The following is a 24282-nucleotide window of genomic DNA, read 5'->3' on the forward strand; positions in this document are numbered from 1 at the left end:
TGCTGACTGAGTCCAGGCAGCGATTAACAGTAGAGTCCGTGCAAGCCGTTACAGCTTGACGGTGGCGTCGGGGGGCCGGTGACGCAGGCCACAGGCATACAGCCCCGGGCTCTTAGCTCGGTCGATAAACGCGCACATTGGCATGTCCCTCACTGAGCAAATGGTGAGCATGCAGGCGACTCATCACGCCTTTGTCGCAATACAACAGGTACTGACGAGTGTCATCCAGTTCCTTGAAGCGGCTGTTCAGTGCATAGAACGGCAACGCTTGTACTTCGATGCCAGCCAGTTCCAGCGGTTGATCTTCCTGAGCATCCGGGTGACGGATGTCGATCACGATCTGGCCCGCCAGCACTTCGCTGACTTCTTCGACTTGCAAGTCCTGGCCCAATTCCTCGATCACTCGATCAATCGGCACCATTTTGGCCCGCTCAAGCGCTCGCTCGAGCACGGCCATATCGAACTGTTGTTCTTCGTACTCCACGCGGTTGCGTTTGGCGTGGGTCTTGGGGTTGACCGAAATCACCCCGCAATATTCAGGCATGTGCTTGGCAAAATCGGCCGTACCGATTTCAACCGCCTGATCAATGATGTCCTGCTTGTGGCTCGCAATCAGCGGACGCAACACCAGTTTGTCGGTAGCCGAGTCAATCAGCGACAAGTTGGGCAGCGTCTGGCTCGACACCTGGGAAATCGCTTCACCCGTCACCAGCACTTCAATTTCGAGACGTTCGGCAATACGGGTCGCAGCGCGCAACATCATACGCTTCAAAATGACGCCCATATGACTGTTATCGACTTTGCCGAGAATTTCGCCCAAAACTTCTTCGAACGGAACGCTGACAAACAGCACACGCTGGGAGCTGCCGTACTTCTTCCATATAAAGTGCGCGACTTCCATCACGCCCAGTTCATGGGCACGTCCGCCCAGATTGAAGAAGCAGAAGTGGCTCATCAGGCCGCGACGCATGATCTGGTAGGCCGCGACGGTGGAATCGAAACCGCCGGACATCAACACCAGGGTCTGTTCCAGAGAGCCCAGCGGGAAGCCGCCTATGCTGTCGTGCTGACTGTGAATCACAAACAACCGTTGGTCGCGAATTTCGAAGCGCACTTCAATTTCCGGCTTTTTCAGATCAATTCCGGCGGCACCGCACTCACGACGCAGCTTGCTGCCGACGTATTTCTCGATTTCCATCGAGGTAAATGGGTGCTTGCCACCGCGCTTGCAACGCACGGAAAAGATCTTGCCGGCCAGAGCATCGCCAAAGTGCAATTTGCACTTCTCAACGACGTCGTCGAAGTCGCCCAGCGGGTACTCGTCAACTTGCAGGAAATGCGCGATGCCCGGCATGCAGCTCAGGCGTTCGGTCATTTCTTTCAAGGCTTTAGGATCACTGACGCGCGTTTGCAGTTCGATGTTGTCCCACACGCCCGTCACCACCACAGCCGGGTCCAGATCGCGGAGCACAGCACGGATGTTTTTAGCCAATTGACGGACGAAACGCATCCGAACCGGACGGCTCTTGATAGTGATTTCGGGGAAGACTTTAACGATTAGTTTCATGAAAACAGCGCGCGAGCAGCCTGCCAAAAAAGGGGGGCGCGGATTATAGCGGAAATTGTTCAAGGTTTAACCAGTTATCGTACAAACGGTTTTCGACGCACCAAAATGGGACGTAAATGCCTTTAATCGCTTCATTTGAGTGCGATAAGTGCGCCTAATCGGTAGTCTTCGTCTCTAACCTGCTTGAGATTGGGGCATTAAACCCAAGTCGGGGCACTGGCATGCAATTTGCTCCCTTGTGAGGCAGGTTGCCTTGGCAGAGTATTCGCGCCGGCATCAACCACTTATTAAGGGCATTCCACTACCCGCCCTAAGCCACCCCGGAGGACACTATGTCGAAGTCGGTTCAACTCATCAAAGATCATGACGTCAAGTGGATTGATCTGCGCTTCACTGATACCAAAGGCACTCAGCACCACGTGACCATGCCGGCCCGTGATGCGCTGGATGAAAACTTCTTCACCGACGGCAAAATGTTCGACGGCTCCTCCATTGCTGGCTGGAAAGGCATCGAAGCGTCCGACATGATCCTGCTGCCAGACGACAGCACTGCCGTTCTGGACCCGTTCACCGAACAGCCTACGCTGATCCTGGTGTGCGACATCATCGAACCTTCGACCATGCAAGGCTATGACCGCGACCCACGCGCCATCGCTACTCGTGCCGAGGAATACCTGAAGTCCACCGGTATCGGCGACACCGTTTTCGTCGGCCCGGAGCCAGAGTTCTTCATTTTCGACCAAGTGAAGTTCAAGTCCGATATCTCCGGTTCCATGTTCAAGATCTACTCCGAACAAGGTTCGTGGATGTCCGACCAGGACGTGGAAGGCGGCAACAAAGGCCACCGTCCAGGCGTCAAAGGTGGCTACTTCCCAGTTCCGCCGTTCGACCATGACCACGAAATCCGTACCTCCATGTGCAACGCCATGGAAGAAATGGGCCTGGTTATCGAAGTACACCACCACGAAGTGGCAACTGCCGGCCAGAACGAAATCGGCGTGCAGTTCAACACTCTGGTGAAAAAGGCTGACGAAGTTCAGACCCTGAAATACTGCGTACACAACGTGGCAGACGCCTACGGCCGTACCGCTACTTTCATGCCTAAGCCTCTGTACGGCGACAACGGCTCGGGTATGCACGTTCACATGTCCATCTCCAAAGATGGCAAGAACACCTTCGCAGGCGAAGGCTATGCCGGCCTGTCCGACACCGCTCTGTACTTCATCGGCGGCATCATCAAGCACGGTAAGGCACTGAACGGCTTCACCAACCCGGCTACCAACTCCTACAAGCGTCTGGTACCAGGTTTCGAAGCTCCGGTAATGCTGGCCTACTCGGCTCGCAACCGTTCCGCATCGATCCGTATTCCTTACGTGTCCAGCCCTAAAGCTCGCCGTATCGAAGCACGTTTCCCGGATCCAGCGGCCAACCCGTACCTGTGCTTCGCTGCACTGATGATGGCTGGCCTGGACGGTATCCAGAACAAGACTCACCCTGGCGACGCAGCTGACAAAAACCTGTATGACCTGCCGCCTGAAGAGGCCAAAGAGATCCCACAAGTTTGCGGCAGCCTGAAAGAAGCCCTGGAAGAGCTGGACAAAGGTCGTGCGTTCCTGACCAAAGGCGGCGTTTTCAGCGACGACTTCATCGACGCTTACATCGCCCTGAAAAGCGAAGAAGAAATCCAGGTTCGTACCTTCGTACACCCACTGGAATACGAGCTGTACTACAGCTGCTAATCCCGTGACGCCCGCGCAAGCGGCGTGATTCGAAAAAGCCTCCTACGGGAGGCTTTTTTGTGGGCGACGTCTTACGCGAGCACAGGATCAGGGCCTCTGGATTCATGCCAGCACCTGACAGCCACCTTGATGAGTGATCGGTAGCTTTAGGCCACTCAAACCAACGGAGACTGACATGCACCCTTTCATGGCCCTCAAACCCCTGTTCCTGACTTGCGCCTGCCTGGTACTGCTGGGTTGTAAAAACACCCCCACAGAGGTCAAGGTCGAGCAGTTGCTCAAGGCTGACAAGTCCTGGGATGGGGCGGCTTATAGCTATCCGGACGCCAAGCCGGAATTCACCGTGGTCAAGATCACGCTCCCGGCCAACACCACGCTGAAATGGCACAGCCACCCCATGCCTAACCTCGCCTACCTGGTGTCCGGTGAACTGATGGTCGAAACCGAAGACGGCATCCACAAAACCACGCTCAAGCCTGGCCAGGTTCTGCCCGAGGTGGTCAACACCTCCCATCGAGGTATCAGCGGCAAGGCCCCCGTTGAACTGATCGTGTTCTATGCCGGTGCGCCTGGCATGGCACTGTCTCACTGACAACACCAAACCTGTAGCCGCTGGCCGCAGGACCTTGCGACGAACGCAGCCTTCGCCAGCGACGACACAATGACTGCCACAGACTCACCACCCTCAACGCGCCAATCAAGCATCCCCGGCTCATTTCAGAGCAACTGAATCCATTCATCAAAAATGCACTATATTGGTGCGACGATAGTTTGATTGTGCATTAGCCAGCCCAATTTGGTTCAAAAACACCTGCGCACCGCCCGGCTGCATTGCCTGAACGGGTTTCAGGCGCCTATTTCAGGCGTTTAATGCTTCTTTTCAGAGCCTTGGTTTGGTTTTTGCATTTTCATTGCACCAGCGCCTCACCCGCGCACGCAATCCGGGATCGGCCCATGACCATCAGTGACGCCCTGCACCGACTGTTACTCGACAACCTGACCACCGCCACGCTGTTACTGAATGCCGATCTGCGCCTTGAGTACATGAACCCGGCGGCAGAGATGCTGTTGGCAATCAGCGGTCAACGCAGTCACGGGCAATTCATCAGTGAGCTTTTTACAGAGTCCACCGAGGCCCTGCATTCGCTGCGCCAGGCAGTTGAGCAAGCGCATCCGTTTACCAAGCGCGAAGCCATGCTGACCTCGCTGACGGGCCAGACCCTCACGGTGGATTACGCCGTAACCCCCATCTTGAGCAATGGCGGCACGATGCTGCTGCTCGAAGTCCACCCCCGTGACCGCTTGCTGCGCATCACCAAAGAAGAAGCCCAGCTGTCCAAGCAGGAAACCAGCAAGATGCTGGTACGCGGCATGGCCCACGAGATCAAGAATCCCCTGGGCGGCATTCGTGGGGCTGCTCAGTTGCTGGCCCGTCAGTTACCGGACGAAAACCTGCGTGACTACACCAACGTGATCATCGAAGAAGCCGACCGCCTGCGTAACCTGGTCGACCGCATGCTGGGCTCCAACAAGCTGCCTTCGCTGTCCATGACCAATGTCCACGAAGTGCTGGAGCGGGTGTGCAGCCTGGTTGAGGCCGAAACACAGGGCAGCATCACATTGGTGCGCGACTATGACCCGAGCCTGCCCGACCTGCTGATCGACCGTGAACAAATGATCCAGGCCGTCCTCAACATCGTGCGCAACGCGATGCAAGCCATCGGCAGCCAAAACGAGCTGCGGCTGGGGCGTATCAGCCTGCGTACCCGCGCCATGCGCCAGTTCACCATTGGCCACGTGCGCCACCGACTGGTCACCAAAATCGAAATTATCGACAACGGGCCGGGCATTCCGGCCGAGCTGCAAGACACCCTGTTCTTCCCGATGGTCAGCGGGCGCCCAGACGGCACCGGGCTAGGCCTTTCCATCACGCAGAACATCATCAGTCAGCACCAGGGGTTGATCGAGTGTGAAAGCCACCCCGGCCACACACTCTTCTCGATCTTTCTACCACTGGAACAAGGAGCCGCATCGACATGAGCCGAAGTGAAACCGTGTGGATCGTCGACGACGACCGTTCTATCCGCTGGGTCCTGGAAAAAGCCTTGCAACAGGAAGGCATGACCACACAAAGTTTCGACAGCGCCGATGGGGTGATGAGCCGTCTGGCTCGCCAGCAGCCCGACGTCATTATTTCGGACATCCGCATGCCCGGCTCAAGCGGCCTGGACTTGCTGGCCAAGATTCGCGAACAGCACCCTCGCCTGCCCGTCATCATCATGACCGCTCATTCCGACCTGGACAGCGCAGTGGCCTCCTATCAAGGTGGCGCATTCGAATACCTGCCCAAGCCGTTTGACGTCGATGAAGCCGTGTCACTGGTCAAGCGTGCCAATCAGCACGCCCAGGAACAACAAGGCCTGGCCGCCCCCCCGGCACTGGCCAGAACACCTGAAATCATCGGCGAAGCGCCGGCGATGCAAGAGGTGTTTCGGGCCATTGGCCGCCTTAGCCATTCCAATATCACGGTTCTGATCAACGGCGAATCAGGCACAGGCAAGGAGCTGGTGGCCCACGCCCTGCACCGCCACAGCCCACGTGCCGCGTCGCCATTTATCGCGTTGAACATGGCCGCGATCCCCAAGGACCTGATGGAGTCCGAGCTCTTCGGCCACGAAAAAGGCGCCTTTACCGGAGCTGCAAACCTGCGCCGGGGTCGTTTTGAACAGGCCGATGGCGGGACTCTGTTCCTGGATGAAATCGGCGACATGCCTGCCGATACCCAAACCCGTCTGCTGCGGGTTCTGGCCGATGGCGAGTTCTACCGTGTTGGCGGACACACCCCGGTCAAGGTTGACGTGCGGATCATTGCCGCCACCCACCAGAACCTCGAAACCCTGGTCCAGGCCGGCAAGTTTCGCGAAGACCTATTCCACCGCCTGAACGTGATTCGCATCCACATCCCGCGCCTGTCGGACCGTCGCGAAGACATCCCGACCCTGGCCCGCCACTTCCTGAGCAGCGCCGCGCAAGAGCTGTCGGTAGAACCCAAGCTGCTGAAGGCCGAGACCGAGCAGTACCTCAAGAACCTGCCGTGGCCAGGCAACGTTCGCCAGCTTGAAAACACCTGTCGCTGGATCACGGTGATGGCTTCGGGTCGCGAAGTGCACATCAGCGACTTGCCGCCGGAGCTGCTGAACCTGCAGCAAGACACCTCTCCAGTCACCAACTGGGAGCAGGCGCTACGCCAGTGGGCGGATCAGGCACTGGGCCGTGGTCAATCCAACTTGCTCGACAGTGCGGTGCCTACCTTTGAGCGGATCATGATCGAGACGGCACTCAAGCACACTGCGGGCCGTCGTCGGGACGCTGCCGTGCTGCTGGGCTGGGGCCGCAACACCTTGACCCGCAAGATCAAGGAACTGGGCATGAAGATCGATGGCGACGAGGATGATGGCGACGAGGCCTGAGGGGCACTCGATCTGACCGCACCACTCAAAAGCAACCCGCCCCAATATCGTGCACAGCTCTAGATCAATGCTTTCAGCCTAGCGAGAGCGTTATGCGCAAAAGCCCCGGATTCCGGGGCTTTTGCGTTTTCATAAGGCAATTTCTACAGAAAAACAAAAATTGGCACGCGCCCTGCAATACCTATTACAAGCAACACCGCTTTAGGGGACCTTGATACAGGCAGGTCAAGACTCCCCACTTTTACACCCGCAGCCTTGATGCCTGTTGCATCAACGCGCACACCGCTTTTGGGGAACCCGGTACAGGCAGGCTGGAATTCCCTCTTTTATTACTCGCGCAGGTTCACCTGCAAACGCCAGCGCCCATCCTGCGGCGCACCGGCCCAGTCGCCTTGCAAGGCACGGGCTGCCACCACCGTCAGCAGCAAACCTGCGTCCGTATCCCGCACCCGCCAGTTCACATTCTTGCCGTTGAGCATTAACTGGCCGTTTTGCGGCTTGCCCTTGGCATCGAACAACACCCCCAGGGTGCCATCGACCAGCTCACCATGCAGCTTGGGCTCATCGCTGAACCACACCACCAACCCGTTCGCCAGCACGTCCACCTGTTGCAGTTCTACCGGGGTTGGCGCAGTCAAACGACCGATCATCATCCCTACCATTACACCGACTATCGCCAAAGAACCTAAAACCCGTGGCCATAGTTTCGGTCGCGGGTCCTCTTCAGGCGTAGAATGCTGCCCATCTTTAAGTTCGGAGCCGTGCATGTTTCACGTCATCCTTTTTCAACCAGAAATTCCGCCGAATACCGGCAACATTATCAGGCTGTGCGCCAACAGCGGCTGCCACCTGCATTTGATCGAGCCTATCGGTTTTGAGCTGGACGACAAGCGCTTGCGCCGCGCCGGCCTCGACTACCACGAGTATGCGCCGCTCAAGCGTCATGCCGACCTGGCCAGTTGCCTTGAAAGCCTGGGTCATCCACGCCTGTTCGCCTTTACCACCAAAGGTTCGAAGCCCTTTCACGACGTGCAGTTTGCCGAGGGCGATGCCTTTGTGTTCGGCCCTGAAAGCCGTGGTTTGCCGCCAGATGTGCTCGACGCGCTGGACGGCGATCACCGCCTGCGACTGCCGATGCGCGAAGGCTGCCGTAGCCTGAACCTGTCCAACACCGTGGCGGTTGCCGTGTACGAAGCCTGGCGCCAGCTGGGTTTCAAGTAAACACACCTCCCACACACAAAAAAAGCGCCCTCAGGCGCTTTTTTTTTGGCATCGGCTGTTTATTGAACAGTCGGGCTGCCTTCTTCCTGCATGCGCTGCAATTCTTGCGCGTACAGGGCATCGAAGTTCACCGGAGCCAGCATCAACGCAGGGAACGAGCCGCGAGTTACCAGGCTGTCCAGGGTTTCACGGGCATACGGGAACAGGATGTTCGGGCAAAACGCGCCAAGGGTGTGGTTCATCGACGCCGGATCAAGGTTTTTGATCAGGAAGATGCCAGCCTGTTGCACTTCAGCGATAAAGGCCACTTCGTCACCGTTTTTCACGGTAACCGACAAGGTCAGAACCACTTCGTGGAAGTCACCTTCCAGCGGCTTTTGACGGGTGTTCAGGTCCAGACCAACGCTCGGCTCCCACTGCTGACGGAAGATCGCCGGGCTTTTTGGGGCCTCGAACGACAGGTCGCGCACGTAGATGCGCTGCAGGGAGAATTGTGGAGCGGTGTCTTCATCGCTAACAGCAGCGGTGTTCTGTTGGTCAGTCATCACAGATCCTTGTTGATCTTGGGGCTTATAGAGAATGAGAGTCAGACGTTCAGCAGCGTATCCAATTTACCTGCGCGCTCCAAAGCAAACAGGTCATCGCATCCGCCAACATGCTTGTCACCAATCCAGATTTGCGGGACCGACGTACGACCCGCCTTCTGAGCCATCTCGGCACGTACCTGTGGCTTGCCATCGACCTTGATTTCTTCGAAGGCAACGCCCTTGTTCTCAAGCAGAGCCTTGGCTCGCATGCAGTAAGGGCAGTAGTCGCTGGAGTAAACGATGACCTTGGACATCTTTACTTCACCACTGGCAGGTTGTCAGCGCGCCAGCTGGAGATACCGCCAGACAGCTTGGCTGCGTTGTAACCGGCCTTGAGCAGCTCACGGGCGTGGGAGCCCGAGTGCTGACCGGCAGCGTCAACCAGAATAATGGTTTTGCCCTTGTGCTTGTCCAGCTCGGCAATGCGCGCCATCAGCTTGTCTTGCGGGATGTTCAGGGCTCCCACGATGTGGCCGGCGGCAAAGTCTTTAACCGGGCGAATATCAATCACCACACCTTCGTCGCGATTGACCAGGCCGGTCAGTTCGCCAGTGCTGATGCTGCGCCCGCCACGGCTGATTTCGTGAGCAATCAATAGCGCCAACAGGATGACAAACGCGCCTACAAGCAGGTAGTGAGCAGTGGCAAATGTAATCAGGTGATCAACCATCAGAAGGTTCCAGGGTCGTAAAATGTGGGCCAGTATACACAGCCACCTTGGTCGGCCAAACCCCGCCCGGCGGTGACGCCACATGAACTTCGCTTTAAACTGCGCGTCCTCTTCATACCTTCTTATAAACCAGCCACGAGTGGGATCTATGACTACCACGCCTAAACCTTTGGTCCTGATCATCCTGGATGGCTTCGGTCACAGTGAAAGTCACGAATACAACGCCGTTTATTCGGCCAAGAAACCGGTGCTGGATCGTCTTTGCGCGAGCATGCCGAACGGCCTGATCTCAGGTTCAGGCATGGATGTCGGTCTGCCAGACGGCCAGATGGGCAACTCCGAGGTCGGCCACATGAACCTGGGCGCCGGCCGCGTGGTATATCAGGATTTCACCCGCGTCACCAAATCGATCCGTGACGGCGAGTTTTTTGAAAATCCGACCCTTTGCGCCGCCGTCGACAAGGCTGTGGCCGCAGGCAAGGCCGTGCATATTCTGGGTCTGTTGTCGGATGGCGGCGTTCACAGCCATCAGGACCACCTGATCGCGATGGCCGAGCTGGCGTTTAAACGCGGCGCCGAAAAAATCTACCTGCACGCCTTCCTCGATGGCCGCGACACACCGCCAAAAAGCGCTTCGTCGTCCATCGAGCTGCTGGACGAAGCCTTCAAGGATCTGGGTAAAGGCCGTATCGCCAGTCTGATTGGCCGTTACTTCGCCATGGACCGCGACAATCGCTGGGACCGCGTAGAGCAGGCCTACAACCTGATCGTCGACGGCAAGGGCGAGTTCAACGCCGCTACCGCCCAGGAAGGTCTGGACGCCGCTTACGCCCGAGGTGAAAGCGACGAGTTCGTCAAAGCCACCACCCTCGGCGAGCCGGTGAAGGTTGAAGACGGCGACGCCGTGGTCTTCATGAATTTCCGTGCCGACCGCGCCCGGGAACTGACCCGCGTATTCGTTGAAGACGACTTCAACGCGTTCGAGCGCGCCCGCCAGCCAAAACTGGCCGGCTTTGTGATGCTGACCCAATACGCGGCCAGCATCCCGGCGCCAAGCGCATTTGCCCCCGGCAGCCTGGAAAACGTACTCGGCGATTACCTGGCCAAAAACGGCAAAACCCAGCTGCGCATTGCCGAAACCGAAAAATACGCCCACGTCACTTTCTTCTTTTCGGGCGGGCGTGAAGAGCCGTTCCCGGGTGAAGAGCGGATTCTGGTGCCATCCCCAAAAGTCGCCACCTACGACCTGCAGCCTGAAATGAGCGCTCCCGAAGTCACCGACCACATCGTCGATGCCATCAAGAACCAGCGTTATGACGTGATCGTAGTCAACTACGCCAACGGCGACATGGTCGGCCACAGCGGTGTCTTCGACGCAGCCGTCAAAGCGGTTGAGTGCCTGGATGCCTGCGTGGGCCGGATTGTCCAGGCCCTGGACAAAGTCGGCGGCGAAGCCCTGATCACGGCTGACCACGGCAACGTGGAGCAGATGTCAGATGACACCACCGGCCAGGCTCACACCGCACACACCTGCGAGCCTGTCCCGTTCATCTACGTCGGCAAGCGCGCGCTCAAGGTTCGCGAAGGCGGCGTGCTGGCCGACGTGGCACCAACCATGCTCAAACTGCTGGGCCTGCCACAGCCTGAAGAGATGACCGGCAAATCGATTCTGGTCGACTAATGTAAACCCTGTAGTCGCTGCCGCAGGCTGCGATAAAGGCTGAGGCCCTATGAAGGGATAGCGTGAGCTTTGTTAAAACGGGCTGCTACGCACCCCTTCGCAACCTTCGGCAGCGACTACAACAATTTCACCTTCATCCATTTCTTATAGGTGACGAGGGCGGGCATACTAGGCCGTCCCGTTCCCCAGGTGTCGCCCGCCCCATGCTTCGCGCCCTTATAGCCCTGACCCTCGCATGCCTGCTCCAACCGGCGTTTGCCGACGAGCGCGCGCAAACCCAACAGCAGCTTGACGCCACGCGTCAGGATATCAGCGAGCTGAAAAAGCTCCTGGGCAAGCTCCAGGAAGAAAAATCCGGCGTGCAGAAAGACCTGCGCGGCACCGAAACCGAAATCGGCAAGCTGGAGAAGCAGGTAGAAACCCTGCAACAAGAACTAAAAAAGAGTGAAGGCGAGCTGCTGCGCCTAGATAGCGAGAAAAAAAAACTCCACAGCGCAAAACTTGAACAGCAACGCCTGATCGCCATTCAGGCCCGCGCCGCCTATCAGGGCGGGCGTCAGGAATACCTGAAAATGCTGCTCAACCAGCAAAACCCCGAGAAGTTCGCCCGAACCCTCACCTATTACGATTACCTGAGCCAGGCCCGCCTGGAGCAGCTCAAGGGTTTCAACGAAACCCTGCGCCAACTGGCCAATGTCGAAGCCGATATCAATCTGCAACAGGCTCAGTTGCTGACTCAGAAAAGCAGCCTGGACACCCAGCGTGCCGAACTCGACAAAGTCCGCGCAGAGCGCCAGCAAGTTCTGGCCAAGCTCAATACCGACGTAAAAGACCGCGATCAAAAACTGCAGGCACGCGAGCAGGATCAGGCCGATCTGGCTAAAGTCCTCAAGACCATCGAGGAAACCCTCGCCCGTCAGGCCCGCGAAGCCGAACAGGCGCGACAAAAAGCCTTGATCGCCCAGCAGGAAGCCGAGAAGAAACGCCAGCGCGAGGCTGAATCGGTGGTCACCGACGCCCCGCGCAAACCGGTCCAGTCAACACCGGGCGCATTGGTGTCCAGTGCCGGTGCTTCCTACGGCGGTGTTTTTTCTCAGGCCCGGGGCAAACTTCCATGGCCAGTTGATGGTCGATTGCTGGCACGCTTCGGTGAAACCCGTGGCGATGATTCGCGCACCAAGTGGGACGGCGTGATGATCAGCGCCAATGCCGGCAGCCAGGTACACGCGGTACACGGTGGTCGCGTGGTGTTTGCCGACTGGCTGCGCGGCGCAGGCCAGCTGGTCATTCTGGACCACGGTAATGGTTACTTAAGCCTGTACGGCCACAATCAGACGCTGCTCAAGTCTGCCGGAGACATCGTTAAAGCTGGCGAAGTGATCTCCACCGTGGGCAACAGCGGCGGGCAAGCCACACCAGCACTGTATTTCGCTATTCGTCAGCAGGGCCGCCCAAGCGACCCTGCACAATGGTGTCGCACTCAGGGATGAGTCCATCACCTTTAATACGTAGGAGTTCGCTCAACATGCCGCATTTGTCCCGCCTCAACTCGCTGGCCCTGACGATCGCTCTGGTGATCGGCTCGCCAATGGCATTTGCTGCCGAGCCAACCATCGCGCCAGCCGGCGCCGCTGCCAGCACCAAGGCGCCTCTGCCTCTGGAGGAGCTGCGTACATTTGCCGAGGTCATGGATCGGATCAAGGCTGCATATGTTGAGCCGGTGGACGACAAAACCCTGCTGGAGAATGCCATCAAAGGCATGCTCAGCAACCTTGACCCGCACTCTGCGTACCTTGGCCCCGAAGATTTCGCCGAACTGCAGGAAAGCACCAGCGGCGAATTCGGCGGGCTGGGCATCGAAGTCGGCACCGAAGACGGCAACATCAAGATCGTCTCTCCGATCGACGACACCCCTGCCAGCAAGGCCGGCATTCAGGCGGGCGACTTTATCGTCAAGATCAATGGCCAGCCCACACGCGGCCTGAGCATGACCGAAGCCGTTGATAAAATGCGCGGCAAGATCGGTCAGAAAATCACCCTGACCCTGGTGCGCAATGGCGGCACGCCGTTTGACGTGACCCTGACCCGGGCCAATATCCAGGTCAAGAGCGTCAAGGCCCAACTGCTGGAAGACGGTTACGGCTACATCCGTATCACCCAGTTCCAGGTCAAGACCGGCGAAGAAGTGGCCTCGGCGCTGTCCAAACTGCGCAGGGAAAACGGCAACAAGCGACTCAAGGGCATCATCCTCGACCTGCGCAACAACCCGGGTGGCGTGCTGCAATCGGCGGTTGAAGTGGTCGATCATTTCATCACCAAAGGCCTGATCGTCTATACCAAGGGCCGCATCGCGAACTCGGAGCTGCGCTTCTCGGCCACCGGCAAGGACCTGAGCGAAGGCGTTCCATTGGTGGTGTTGATCAACGGCGGCAGCGCTTCGGCATCGGAAATCGTCGCCGGCGCCCTGCAAGATCAGAAACGCGGCGTGGTCATGGGCACCACCAGCTTCGGTAAAGGCTCGGTGCAAACCGTACTGCCACTGAACAACGACCGCGCGCTGAAAATCACCACGGCGCTGTACTTCACCCCGAACGGACGCTCGATCCAGGCCCAGGGCATTGTCCCGGACATTGAAGTCAGCCGCGCCAAGATCACTCGTGAACAAGACACCGAGTACTACAAGGAAGCCGACCTGCAAGGTCACCTTGGCAATGGCAATGGCGGCGCCGACAAACCGTCCGGCTCCAACCCCAAAGCCAAGCCAATGCCGCAGGATGATGACTTCCAGCTGAGCCAGGCTCTGAGCCTGCTCAAGGGTTTGAGCATTACACGCGGCAATTGAGGTGCGTCTTTCTCTAGCTTTCGCCCTGCTCTGCTGCCTGGCCGGCGTCGCACATGGGACACCGGCCAGCCAGCAAGCCGCGCCGCACAAGGCTTACCTGAGCCTGATCATCGATGACCTGGGGCAAAACCTGCCACGTGATCGCCGCGTGCTGGCCTTGCCCGGCCCGGTCACTGCGGCCGTGATGCCTGACACCCCCCATGCAGCAGAATTTGCCCGCGAGGCCTACAAGGCCGGCAAGATCGTCATTTTGCACATGCCAATGGACCCGGCCACCGGGCCCTTTGCCTGGCACCCGGACCTGCCTGTCGACGAACTTGAAAGACGCCTCAACGCCGCGTTCAAGGCCGTGCCCTACACCAGTGGCATCAACAACCACATGGGCAGCCGCATGACCTCACAGCCGCAAGCGATGGCCTGGCTGATGGGCAACTTGCAGCAACGCCACAAATTCTTTGTCGACAGTCGCACCAGCGCGCAGACCGTTGCGGCAGCCGAGGCGCAGAAAATCGGGCTGGCCAGCGTGTCCCGTGATGTTTTTCTCGATGATGTACGTACCGAGCAAGCCATCACCACGCAACTGGAAACCGCCATCAAACTGGCCCACAAACAAGGCTCGGCGGTGATGATCGGCCACCCTTATCCGCAAACCCTTGCCGTGCTTGAACGTGAACTGCCCAAGCTCAAGGCCCAGGGAATTGACTGGATCGACATCCGGCAAATGATCGGCGTACGCAGCAACAAGGCCATGGCCGGGCACGGGAAGGACGGGGTTTATCGCTGAAGCTTGCTCCCACAGTGATGGGGATCTTCGTTACAGGTAGTTGGCGCGGATCTTCTCAACCACGCCTTCAGCCCTTAACTCATCCAGCGCCTTCTGCAGCTTGCTCACCACCTCGTCCGGCACATCTTTGTTCAACGCCAGAAACAGCTCGGCCTGATTGAAGCGCAACACCGTCTTGAACCCTGAAATGCCTACCTGACGCGCCAGGAATTGCCCTGCCGGAGCACCTGTGGCCCACAGGTCGATTTGCCCGGCCTGCAGCTTTTTGGCGTTGTCCTGATCGCGCAACACAATCACCGGCGCCAACCCCTGCTTCTCAAGGGACAAGGCAATGGCGTCACCTTTGTAAGCACCCACTCTGTACTGGCGAGCCTGCTCAAGCGAGGTCAGGGTAATCGGGCTGTCCCCTCGCGCCAGCAACACCCAGTCATCCGGGCCAAGCGGGCCGACCCACTTGAAGAGCTGTTCACGCTCGGGCACGCGGGCTGCGACAAACACGCCGTATCCGGGGTTTTCGAGGGCAAGGTGGTAGATACGCTCCCAAGGGAAACGCAGGGTCATGCTGTAGGGGATACCGGCACGTTTGAAGGTTTCACGCAGAATATCGACGGCGATGCCTTCAATATTTTCGTTTTGCGCAAAGTTTTTGCCGTTTTTTGCCATGTTGTACGGCGGGAAGTTTTCAGTCAGCAGCACGATCGAAGAATGCGACGCATCAACCGCAGAAGCGGTACTCGCCAGCCACAGGGTGGAACCGGCGAGAACGAGCAAAAAGCGTTTAAACATGACTGGCGACCTAAATCCATGGCGTGCTCAAGAGTGCCGTGGGCACGCCATGCTGTCCAGTAGCCTTTGGGTTTAGCGAACCACGATCCCGCGCTCGGCCATGTATGCCTTGGCCTCTGGCACCGTGTATTCACCAAAGTGGAAAATACTCGCCGCCAGCACCGCACTGGCGTGACCTTCAAGGATGCCGTCGGCCAGATGCTGCAGGTTGCCAACGCCGCCCGAGGCGATCACCGGAATACCCAGCGCATCACTGATGGCACGTGTCACGCCCAGGTCAAAACCGTTTTTCATGCCGTCCTGGTCCATGCTGGTCAGCAGGATCTCGCCAGCGCCCAGGCCTTCCATCTTCATGGCCCATTCGACTGCATCGAGCCCGGTAGGCTTGCGCCCGCCATGGGTGAAGATTTCCCAGCGCGGGGTTTCGCCCGGCTGAGAGACTTTCTTCGCATCAATCGCGACCACAATGCATTGCGAACCAAAATGCTGCGCCGCTTCGCCCACAAACTCCGGGTTGAACACCGCAGCGGTATTGATCGAGACTTTGTCCGCACCGGCATTGAGCAGGTTGCGAATGTCCTGGATGCAGCGCACGCCACCGCCCACGGTCAGCGGAATGAACACCTGGCTGGCCATGCGCTCAACGGTATGCAGCGTGGTGTCGCGGCCATCGACGCTGGCGGTGATGTCGAGAAAGGTAATCTCGTCAGCACCCTGCTCGTCGTAGCGACGGGCGATTTCTACCGGGTCGCCAGCATCGCGAATGTTCTCGAACTTGACGCCCTTTACAACCCGGCCGTTATCCACGTCCAGGCAAGGGATGATGCGTTTGGCCAGCGCCATGGGTCTCTCCTCAGGCCTTGTAGCTGTCGCAGAAGGCTTGCGCCTCAGCCACATCCAGCGTGCCTTCATAGATTGCACGACCCGTAATGGCGCCCACGATGCCCGGAGCCTTGGCATCCATCAGGGCCTTGATATCACCCAGATTGTGAATACCACCCGAGGCGATGACCGGGATGCTGGTAGCAGCGGCCAATGCAGCGGTATAGCTGACGTTACAGCCCTGCATCATGCCGTCTTTGGCGATGTCGGTATAAACGATGGCCGACACGCCGTCCGCTTCGAAACGCTTGGCCAGGTCGATGACCTGCACGGTGCTGACTTCAGCCCAGCCGTCGGTGGCCACGAAGCCGTCTTTGGCATCCATGCCGACAATGATCTTGCCCGGGAACGCACGGCACGCCTCGGCCACGAACTCAGGGTTCTTGACTGCCTTGGTGCCCAGAATCACGTAGCTCACGCCTGCCTTGACGTAGTGCTCGATGGTTTCCAGGGAGCGAATGCCGCCGCCGATCTGGATCGGCAACTGCGGGTACAAGCGGGCAATGGCCGTCACCACGTCACCGTTGACCGGCTGGCCTTCGAACGCACCGTTCAGGTCGACCAGGTGCAGACGGCGGCAACCGCCTTCTACCCATTTGGCGGCCATGGCCACCGGGTCATCAGAGAACACCGTGGAATCTTCCATACGGCCCTGACGCAGGCGTACACAAGCACCGTCTTTAAGATCGATAGCAGGAATAATCAGCATGTGGCAAACCTTCAAATTCGGGAGTCTGAGACTCGGAAATCAGTTCTTCTCGAGCGCCCACACGTCGCTTTCGATGCTCTCGAACCTCTCTTTGAGGTGCGTTTGCACATCGAAAATCGCGCGATTGTAGTAATGCGGCGCGATTTCGCGGGTGAACAGCTCAAGGATTTCAGCCGCTTCGAACGAACCCAGGTCCAGCTCGAAGCGGTCTTCCATAAAGCGTTTTATCTTGCTGTTGGCTTCGTTCTCTTGCTCGGGGGTGAGCGTGAGAATCGGCGGCTTTTTGCGAGGCGCCATTACCAGCGACCATCCCAGGCCGCGAAGTTTTCCAGCAGCTGCAAGCCGTGGGTATGGCTTTTTTCCGGGTGGAACTGCACCGCGAAGCGCGAGCCCTCAGCCAGCGCTGCGGCGAAATCGACGCCGTAATGCCCGCCACCGACTACCTGGCGGGGATTGCCCGCCGCAATGTAGTAGCTGTGTACAAAGTAAAAACGCGCCAGGTCGGGGATACCGTGCCACAGCGGGTGATCCACTTTTTGTTGCACCTCGTTCCAGCCCATGTGCGGCACCTTGAGGTGCTCGCCGTCTTCGTGCAGGTCCTTGCCGAAGAACTTCACGGCACCCGGGAACAGGCCAATGCAGTCAACGCCGCCGTTCTCTTCACTGCTGTCGAGCAAGGCTTGCATGCCCACGCAAATGCCGAGGAACGGACGATCCTGGCTGACTTCACGCACCAGCGAGTCAAAACCCAGGCGACGGATTTCCGCCATGCAGTCGCGAATCGCGCCCACACCCGGAAATACCACGCGGTCGGCTTCGCGAATCACGCTGGCTTCGCTGGTAATCAGCACTCGACCGGCGCCCACATGCTCCAGCGCCTTGGCCACCGAGTGCAAGTTACCCATGCCGTAATCGATAACCGCCACTGTCTGCATCAGAGCACGCCCTTGGTAGAAGGCATTTGCCCGGCCATGCGCTCATCCAGCGCAACGGCCATGCGCAACGCGCGGCCAAAAGCCTTGAACACCGTTTCGATCTGGTGGTGGGTGTTGGTGCCGCGCAGGTTGTCGATGTGCAGGCTGACGTTGGCGTGGTTCACGAAGCCCTGAAAGAACTCCTGGAACAGGTCAACGTCGAAGCCGCCGACGGTGGCGCGGGTGTAAGGAACATGCATTTGCAGGCCGGGACGACCGGAAAAGTCGATGACCACACGTGACAGCGCTTCATCCAGCGGGACATAAGCGTGACCGTAGCGAGTCATGCCTTTTTTATCGCCGACTGCTTCGCTGAAGGCTTTACCCAGGGTAATGCCAACATCCTCGACGGTATGGTGATCGTCGATATGCAGGTCGCCTTTGCACTCGATGTCCAGGTCGATCAACCCATGTCGGGCGATCTGGTCGAGCATGTGCTCAAGAAAAGGAACGCCGATATCAAATCGGGCCTTACCGGTACCATCCAAGTTGATCGAGGCTTTAATCTGGGTTTCCAGAGTATCGCGCTCGACTGACGCCTTACGTTCGGCCATCACCAGCTCCGCAAAATCATTGGGCGAAAAAGGTGGCCATTATAGGCACGGGTCTGGCAAACAAAAACATTAAGGGTGATGCGGGGTGACGGAGTGACGGCCACTGCAGATTTTGTAGTCGCTGCCGGAGGCTGCGATCGGGCCCGCAGGGCTCGCGCTTGCAAGCTTGCAGGAAGGCCCTTCGGGCCTTATCGCAGCCTTCGGCAGCGACTACAAAGGCGCCGCTGGATCAGTTAAACAACACCGCCGTCTTCTGCACCGTCACCCAAACACCCCACAACAAAGGAATGCCCACGGCCAGCCAGGCCGCGATAACCAATGGCTGGCTACCCGGTGCCGCTTTCCACTCAAGCGAAGTGCTGGCATCCGCACCCTTGTCATGGCCCAGCGCCTGCTCAGCAGCCAGTTCAGCGTCGGTCATGAAGTATTTGTCTGCCACCGGACGCACCAGCAAGTTGCAGATAAAGCCCAGCACCAGCAGCCCTGCGAGGATGTACAGGGTGATGTCATACGCTGCCGCACGCTCAACCCCGATGCTCAGCTGATACTCGCGCAGGTAGTTGACCAACACCGGCCCCAGCACGCCCGCGGCCGCCCAGGCCGTCAGCAGGCGTCCGTGGATCGCGCCGACCATTTGCGTGCCGAACAGGTCTGCCAGATACGCCGGTACCGTGGCAAAACCGCCGCCGTACATCGACAAGATGATGCAGAACGCTGCCACAAACAGCGAAACGTTACCCAGATGACCGAGGTTCGGGATCATCGCGTACAGCGCAAACCCCAGTGCGAAGAACACAAAGTAGGTGTTTTTGCGCCCCAGGTAATCCGAGAACGAGGCCCAGAAGAATCGCCCGCCAATGTTGAACAGGCTCAACAAACCGGTGAAGCCCGCCGCAATCGCCGCAATTTGCGCCAACTGCCCAGCATCCAGCTGGCTGAATGTCAGGTCATTGCCCAACAACTTGCCTGCGAATACTTCCTGCAACAATGGCGAAGCCATGCCCAGGATACCGATACCGGCCGAGACGTTCAGGCACAGCACCAGCCACACCAGGGCGAACTGCGGTGTTTTCCAGGCCACGCTGACGTGCACATGGCGCTGGGTGATCATCGCGTTGGCCGCCTTTTTGGCGGGAGCTTTCCAGCCCTCAGGCTTCCAGCCGGTGGGCGGAACGCGGTACGACAAGGCACCGCCTATCATGAACACGAAGTAGATCGCCGCCATTGCCACGAAGCTCTGCCACACGCCCACGCCGTCAGGCCCGGCAAAATGGTTCATCAGCGCTGCCGCCAGGGGAGCACCCACCATTGCACCGCCCCCAAACCCCATGATCGCCATGCCCGTGGCCATGCCACGCTTGTCCGGAAACCACTTGATCAGCGTCGACACCGGCGAGATATAGCCCAACCCCAGGCCGATACCGCCAATGACCCCCGAACCCAGCCACATCAGCCAGATCTGGTGGGTATAAATCCCCAGCGCGGAAATCAGCAAGCCACCACACCAGCACAGCGCCGACACCACACCGGCCTTGCGCGGCCCGGCATGCTCAAGCCAGCCACCCCATACGGCTGCCGAGCAACCGAGGAAGATGAAAAACAGGGTGTAGATCCAGCCGAGCATCGAAATCGGCCAGTCGCATTGCGACGAAAACACTTGTGCGATAAAACTCATGTCCGGTGCACACGCCACAGGCGCAGTCACGCCCAGGGCTTTGGACAGCGGCAACCAGAACACCGAAAAGCCATAGGCCATGCCGATGCACAAGTGGATGGCCAATGCGGCTGGCGGCACCAGCCAGCGGTTGAAGCCGGGTCTGGCGATGATGCGCTCCTTGGACAGGAACGCAGGCTGTGGAGCAGGACTGCCCGCAGCGGTGCTGGTATTCATGGATATTTCCCCCAGGTAATGAAGTGGTTTTCCAGACACGCTCAACCCCTGACTTTGGCGCCTTGCGGCACACAGTCGCTTTTATCGGGCCAAGTTCGAGGCGCGACAATGCGCCGCAGAAATACTGGAAAACAGGCGAAGATTAACATTTGAATGCAGGAAAAGGCCCAACCTGATGTGGTCTTTAGTCACCTACCAGATACGTCACTATCCACCCCCAGTCGGCCGGCGCGTGGCGCTATACTCTGCGGCTGAATTTAAAACTTACTCTCACACAGACTTACAAGGACTCGCCCATGAAAGCGTTCGGCAAAATCCTGGGTCTGGTGCTTCTCGGATTGTTGCTGATCATCGTGGCCCTGGGCTTTGCCCTCAGCCATCTGTTCGATCCCAACGACTATAAAGACGAGATCCGCCAGATAGCCCGTGACAAAGCCCACATTGAGCTAACCCTCAATGGCGACATCGGCTGGAGCCTCTTCCCCTGGCTTGGTCTGGAGCTGCACGACGCCACCGTGGCAACCCTGGCTGCGCCTGCCCAACCTTTCGCCGATCTGCAAATGCTCGGTTTGTCCGTGCGTGTGCTGCCGCTGTTGCGCAAAGAAGTGCAAATGAGCGATGTGCGTGTCGAAGGCCTGAACCTGCGCCTGACCCGCAACAAGGACGGTCACGGCAACTGGCAGGATATCGGCAAGCCAGCAACGCCCCCTGAAACCGCCGCAACCGCCAGCACTGAGCCCGCCCCGGCCAGCAAGCCCGAGAGCGTCAGCCAGCCGCTCAAGCTCGATATCGACAGCCTGACCGTGAACAATGCACGGGTTGAGTACAACGACGAGCAAAGCGGTAAACAATTCAGCGCTGAGAGCATCCAGCTCAGCACCGGCCCGGTTCACGAAGCCACCAGCATCCCGGTCAAACTGACCGCCTTCCTGGGCACCAACCAGCCCGTGATGCGGGTCAAGACCGAAGTCGACGGCAAGTTGCGTTTTGACCGCGTACTCAAGCGCTATCAGTTTGAAGACATGAAAGTCACGGGCGAAGCCTCCGGTGAGCCGCTGCAAGGCAAAACCATGACGTTCGCCGCGCAAGGGCAAATTCTGGTTGATCTGGCGGCGAACGTCGCCGAATGGAGCAGCCTGAAGCTATCCGCCAACCAACTTCGGGCTTTGGGTGAACTCAAGGCCAACAACCTGAGCGACAACCCGCAAATCAGCGGCGGCCTGTCCATCGCCCAGCTTGACCTGGCCAGATTCCTCGACAGCATCGGGCACCCGCTGCCTGCGATGGCTCCCGAAAGCCTGAGCAAAGTCGAACTGGTCAGCCGCCTGTCAGGCACGCCGACCAGCGTGACCTTTGACGAACTCAACCTGAAAGTCGATGACAGCACCTTCACCGGGCTCATCGCCATTGAGGACTTCGCCAAACAGGCCGTTCGCATCCAGCTCAAAGGCGACACGTTCGACGCTGATCGCTACATGCCGCCACCCTCAGCCGAAGCCAATAGCGCCAGTGTCGCCCGCAAGACTGAAGTACAGGGCGGCGAAGCCAACGCACTGGCCGCATCGGGCGATACACCCCTGCCGGACGCGCCGACCAAAAGCGGTTGGAGCACGACCAAAATCATTCCAGTGGCTCGCCTCAAGACCCTGGACCTCAATGCCGACATCAGTTTTGGCCAACTGACCCTCAGCAAACTGCCCATCCAGAATGCCGCGCTCAAGGCCAACAGCAAGGCTGGCGTGCTGACCCTCGAAAACCTGAGCGGCAATCTCTACAAAGGCAGCTTTGCAGCCAACGGCAGCCTGGACGTACAACCGATACTGCCGGTGATCAAACTGCAGACCCGCATCACCAATGTCCCGGTTGAAAAAATCCTGCAGAGCCAGGGTCAAAAACCACCTGTGACCGGCCTGCTGACCCTCAACAGCAACGTCACGGGCAGCGGCAACAGCCAGAGCGCGCTGATTTCGAGCCTCAACGGCACGGCCAACTTTGTGCTCAATGACGGCGTACTGCTCAATGCCAACCTCGAACAGCAATTGTGCAAAGGCATCTCCACCCTGAATCGCAAAACCCTGAGTGGCGCACCGCTAGGCAAAGACACGCCGTTCAAGGAGCTCAAGGGCAGCCTGGTGTTCCGTAACGGCGTAGCCAGCAATCCGGACATGGTCGTGCGCATGCCCGGCCTGAGCGTAAAAGGCGATGGCGACATTGACCTGCGCGTTCTGGGCATGGACTACCGCATCGGCATCATCATCGAAGGCGACACCCGCGCCATGCCGGACCCAGCCTGCCAGGTCGGCAAGAACTTTGTCGGCATCGAGCTGCCATTGCGCTGCCGTGGCCCGCTGGAACTGGGCGCCAAGGCTTGCCGCCTGGATAAAGAAGGCCTGGGCAAGGTCGCGGCCAAAGTGGCGGGTAACAAACTCAGCGAAAAGCTTGAAGAAAAACTCGGTGACAGAGTCAGCCCTGAACTCAAAAACGCCCTCAAGGGGCTGTTCAACCGATGAGAAACGAGCAATTTTCAACGGCGGTACTGGACTGGTATGACCACCACGGCCGCCATGACCTGCCCTGGCAACAGGGCATCACGCCGTATCGGGTGTGGGTCTCGGAAATCATGTTGCAGCAAACCCAGGTCAGCACCGTGCTGAACTACTTCGACCGCTTCATGGCCTCATTGCCAACGGTCCAGGCACTGGCTGCAGCCCCGGAAGACGAAGTGCTGCACCTGTGGACCGGCCTTGGCTATTACACCCGTGCGCGCAACTTGCAAAAGACCGCCAAAATCGTTGTCGCCGAACATGGCGGCGAATTCCCCCGCGACGTTGAAAAGCTGGTTGAACTGCCAGGCATCGGCTTGTCCACCGCCGGAGCGATTGCCAGCCTGAGCATGGGCCTGCGGGCGCCGATCCTCGACGGCAACGTCAAGCGGGTGCTTGCGCGCTATACGGCGCAAGAGGGCTACCCCGGCGAGCCCAAGGTCGCCAAACAGCTGTGGGCCACCGCCGAGCGTTTTACCCCCCACGATCGCGTGAACGCCTACACCCAGGCCATGATGGACATGGGCGCCACACTCTGCACCCGCAGCAAACCGAGTTGCTTGCTGTGCCCGCTCGAAAGCGGCTGCCAAGCGCACTTGCTGGGGCTTGAGACGCGCTACCCGATCCCCAAGCCGCGCAAAACCGTTCCGCTGAAGCGCACCTTGATGCCGATGCTGGCGAACGCCGAAGGGGCGATCCTGCTTTATCGTCGCCCGTCGAGCGGTTTGTGGGGGGGACTTTGGAGCCTGCCCGAACTCGATGACCTTCAAGATATCGAGCATTTGGCACTGCAACACTCACTGACCCTGGGCGCACAGCACCCACTGGCGGGCCTTACCCATACCTTTAGCCATTTTCAACTGGCCATCGAACCCTGGCTGATCCACGTCAAGGAGTCCGACCATCACGTGGCCGAGGCCGACTGGCTCTGGTATAACCTCGCCACCCCGCCGCGCCTGGGCCTTGCTGCCCCGGTCAAGAAGCTGCTCAAACGCGCAGCCGACCTATTGAACGCTGGAGAGTCCTCATGACCCGCACCATCATCTGCCGCAAGTACAAAGAAGAACTGCCTGCCCTTGAGCGCGCTCCGTTTCCGGGCGCCAAAGGCCAGGACATTTTTGATCATGTTTCGGCCAAGGCCTGGGCTGACTGGCAAAAACACCAGACTTTGCTGATCAACGAAAAGCGCTTGAACATGATGAACGCTGAAGATCGAAAATATTTGCAGGGCGAGATGGATAAATTCTTCAGCGGTGAAGAATACGCACAAGCTGAAGGCTACGTTCCGCCGACCGAATAACCCCCGGTTTTACGGGGCTCGGTCCGTAAGCGACGGTAATAATTAAATATTTTTCAAAAAATGTTTGACGGGTTATCGAAAA

Annotated in this window: 24 protein-coding genes; 12 read left to right on the forward strand and 12 right to left on the reverse strand. The window is 58.6% G+C overall.

Features of this window, described 5'->3' with window-relative positions; all coding sequences use genetic code 11:
- Positions 1 to 112: 112 nt before the first annotated feature.
- On the reverse strand, positions 113 to 1567 hold the full coding sequence (gene thiI, locus V6P94_RS01730; RefSeq protein WP_133079133.1) for a tRNA uracil 4-sulfurtransferase ThiI: 1455 nt from the start codon (positions 1565 to 1567) through the stop codon (positions 113 to 115).
- 332 nt (positions 1568 to 1899) lie between these two features.
- Here thiI and glnA point away from each other — a divergent pair, with 332 nt between their 5' ends.
- From glnA to ntrC, 4 genes are all read left to right on the forward strand, one after another.
- Positions 1900 to 3306 carry a glutamate--ammonia ligase gene (glnA, locus tag V6P94_RS01735; RefSeq protein WP_095035246.1) on the forward strand — a complete coding sequence of 469 codons (1407 nt, stop codon included), beginning with the start codon at positions 1900 to 1902 and terminating at the stop codon, positions 3304 to 3306.
- A gap of 175 nt (positions 3307 to 3481) precedes the next feature.
- Positions 3482 to 3898: a cupin domain-containing protein gene (locus V6P94_RS01740; RefSeq protein WP_219262548.1), complete on the forward strand. Its 417-nt coding sequence runs from the start codon at positions 3482 to 3484 to the stop codon at positions 3896 to 3898.
- 362 nt (positions 3899 to 4260) lie between these two features.
- Entirely contained in the window at positions 4261 to 5346 is a 1086-nt protein-coding gene (glnL, locus tag V6P94_RS01745) for a nitrogen regulation protein NR(II) (protein ID WP_133079131.1), read from the forward strand.
- Positions 5343 to 6776: a nitrogen regulation protein NR(I) gene (ntrC, locus tag V6P94_RS01750; RefSeq protein ID WP_133079130.1), complete on the forward strand. Its 1434-nt coding sequence runs from the start codon at positions 5343 to 5345 to the stop codon at positions 6774 to 6776. The genes glnL and ntrC overlap by 4 nt, the downstream gene beginning before the upstream one ends.
- A 329-nt stretch (positions 6777 to 7105) precedes the next feature.
- Here ntrC and V6P94_RS01755 read toward each other — a convergent pair whose 3' ends face one another.
- On the reverse strand, positions 7106 to 7543 hold the full coding sequence (locus V6P94_RS01755) for a hypothetical protein (protein WP_133079129.1): 438 nt from the start codon (positions 7541 to 7543) through the stop codon (positions 7106 to 7108).
- On the opposite strand from V6P94_RS01755, the gene trmL reads away from it, so the two are divergent.
- Positions 7542 to 7997 (forward strand): tRNA (uridine(34)/cytosine(34)/5-carboxymethylaminomethyluridine(34)-2'-O)-methyltransferase TrmL, encoded by a 456-nt coding sequence (trmL, locus tag V6P94_RS01760; protein WP_338648945.1) that lies wholly within the window; start codon positions 7542 to 7544, stop codon positions 7995 to 7997. The two genes, V6P94_RS01755 and trmL, sit on opposite strands and share 2 nt — an antisense overlap.
- 59 nt (positions 7998 to 8056) lie before the next feature.
- Here trmL and secB read toward each other — a convergent pair whose 3' ends face one another.
- From secB to V6P94_RS01775, 3 genes are read right to left on the reverse strand one after another with little or no spacing between them, the layout of a single operon-like run.
- On the reverse strand, positions 8057 to 8542 hold the full coding sequence (secB, locus tag V6P94_RS01765) for a protein-export chaperone SecB (protein ID WP_003438592.1): 486 nt from the start codon (positions 8540 to 8542) through the stop codon (positions 8057 to 8059).
- A gap of 41 nt (positions 8543 to 8583) precedes the next feature.
- Positions 8584 to 8838 (reverse strand): glutaredoxin 3, encoded by a 255-nt coding sequence (grxC, locus tag V6P94_RS01770; RefSeq protein ID WP_133079127.1) that lies wholly within the window; start codon positions 8836 to 8838, stop codon positions 8584 to 8586.
- A gap of 2 nt (positions 8839 to 8840) precedes the next feature.
- Positions 8841 to 9254: a rhodanese-like domain-containing protein gene (locus V6P94_RS01775; RefSeq protein ID WP_133079126.1), complete on the reverse strand. Its 414-nt coding sequence runs from the start codon at positions 9252 to 9254 to the stop codon at positions 8841 to 8843.
- 148 nt (positions 9255 to 9402) lie between these two features.
- On the opposite strand from V6P94_RS01775, the gene gpmI reads away from it, so the two are divergent.
- From gpmI to V6P94_RS01795, 4 genes are all read left to right on the forward strand, one after another.
- Positions 9403 to 10935 carry a 2,3-bisphosphoglycerate-independent phosphoglycerate mutase gene (gene gpmI / locus V6P94_RS01780; RefSeq protein ID WP_338648946.1) on the forward strand — a complete coding sequence of 511 codons (1533 nt, stop codon included), beginning with the start codon at positions 9403 to 9405 and terminating at the stop codon, positions 10933 to 10935.
- A 203-nt stretch (positions 10936 to 11138) separates the two neighbouring features.
- Complete coding sequence (locus tag V6P94_RS01785; protein ID WP_133079124.1) at positions 11139 to 12425, forward strand: murein hydrolase activator EnvC; 1287 nt, start codon at positions 11139 to 11141, stop codon at positions 12423 to 12425.
- Between the two features lie 35 nt (positions 12426 to 12460).
- Positions 12461 to 13777 (forward strand): S41 family peptidase, encoded by a 1317-nt coding sequence (locus tag V6P94_RS01790; RefSeq protein ID WP_133079123.1) that lies wholly within the window; start codon positions 12461 to 12463, stop codon positions 13775 to 13777.
- A 1-nt stretch (position 13778) separates the two neighbouring features.
- Positions 13779 to 14561 (forward strand): divergent polysaccharide deacetylase family protein, encoded by a 783-nt coding sequence (locus V6P94_RS01795; RefSeq protein WP_133079122.1) that lies wholly within the window; start codon positions 13779 to 13781, stop codon positions 14559 to 14561.
- Positions 14562 to 14591: 30 nt separating this feature from the next.
- Here the strand turns inward: V6P94_RS01795 and V6P94_RS01800 are convergent, their stop codons facing one another.
- The 7 genes from V6P94_RS01800 to V6P94_RS01830 form a co-directional block, all read right to left on the reverse strand.
- On the reverse strand, positions 14592 to 15347 hold the full coding sequence (locus tag V6P94_RS01800) for an ABC transporter substrate-binding protein (RefSeq protein WP_219262551.1): 756 nt from the start codon (positions 15345 to 15347) through the stop codon (positions 14592 to 14594).
- Between the two features lie 72 nt (positions 15348 to 15419).
- Entirely contained in the window at positions 15420 to 16190 is a 771-nt protein-coding gene (hisF, locus tag V6P94_RS01805; RefSeq protein ID WP_048400703.1) for an imidazole glycerol phosphate synthase subunit HisF, read from the reverse strand.
- Between the two features lie 10 nt (positions 16191 to 16200).
- Entirely contained in the window at positions 16201 to 16938 is a 738-nt protein-coding gene (gene hisA / locus V6P94_RS01810; RefSeq protein ID WP_133079119.1) for a 1-(5-phosphoribosyl)-5-[(5-phosphoribosylamino)methylideneamino]imidazole-4-carboxamide isomerase, read from the reverse strand.
- Positions 16939 to 16977: 39 nt separating this feature from the next.
- Positions 16978 to 17235 carry a DUF2164 domain-containing protein gene (locus V6P94_RS01815; protein WP_219262553.1) on the reverse strand — a complete coding sequence of 86 codons (258 nt, stop codon included), beginning with the start codon at positions 17233 to 17235 and terminating at the stop codon, positions 16978 to 16980.
- A complete protein-coding gene (gene hisH, locus V6P94_RS01820) occupies positions 17235 to 17873 on the reverse strand; it encodes an imidazole glycerol phosphate synthase subunit HisH (protein WP_338648950.1) in 639 nt (212 codons plus the stop codon). The genes V6P94_RS01815 and hisH overlap by 1 nt, the downstream gene beginning before the upstream one ends.
- Positions 17873 to 18466 carry an imidazoleglycerol-phosphate dehydratase HisB gene (hisB, locus tag V6P94_RS01825; protein WP_016783108.1) on the reverse strand — a complete coding sequence of 198 codons (594 nt, stop codon included), beginning with the start codon at positions 18464 to 18466 and terminating at the stop codon, positions 17873 to 17875. The genes hisH and hisB overlap by 1 nt, the downstream gene beginning before the upstream one ends.
- A gap of 229 nt (positions 18467 to 18695) precedes the next feature.
- Positions 18696 to 20357, reverse strand: coding sequence for an OFA family MFS transporter (locus V6P94_RS01830; RefSeq protein ID WP_338648951.1), 1662 nt, complete (start codon positions 20355 to 20357; stop codon positions 18696 to 18698).
- A 296-nt stretch (positions 20358 to 20653) separates the two neighbouring features.
- On the opposite strand from V6P94_RS01830, the gene V6P94_RS01835 reads away from it, so the two are divergent.
- From V6P94_RS01835 to V6P94_RS01845, 3 genes are read left to right on the forward strand one after another with little or no spacing between them, the layout of a single operon-like run.
- Positions 20654 to 22867: an AsmA family protein gene (locus V6P94_RS01835; RefSeq protein WP_219262555.1), complete on the forward strand. Its 2214-nt coding sequence runs from the start codon at positions 20654 to 20656 to the stop codon at positions 22865 to 22867.
- The gene (gene mutY / locus V6P94_RS01840; RefSeq protein WP_133079115.1) at positions 22864 to 23931 is read left to right on the forward strand and encodes an A/G-specific adenine glycosylase; all 1068 of its coding nucleotides are present in this window, start codon (positions 22864 to 22866) and stop codon (positions 23929 to 23931) included. Before V6P94_RS01835 ends, mutY begins: the two co-directional genes overlap by 4 nt.
- The gene (locus V6P94_RS01845; protein WP_003438557.1) at positions 23928 to 24200 is read left to right on the forward strand and encodes an oxidative damage protection protein; all 273 of its coding nucleotides are present in this window, start codon (positions 23928 to 23930) and stop codon (positions 24198 to 24200) included. Before mutY ends, V6P94_RS01845 begins: the two co-directional genes overlap by 4 nt.
- Positions 24201 to 24282: the final 82 nt, after the last annotated feature.

This window comes from Pseudomonas sp. ML2-2023-3, from assembly GCF_037055275.1.
In the GTDB taxonomy this organism is placed as follows: Bacteria; Pseudomonadota; Gammaproteobacteria; order Pseudomonadales; family Pseudomonadaceae; genus Aquipseudomonas.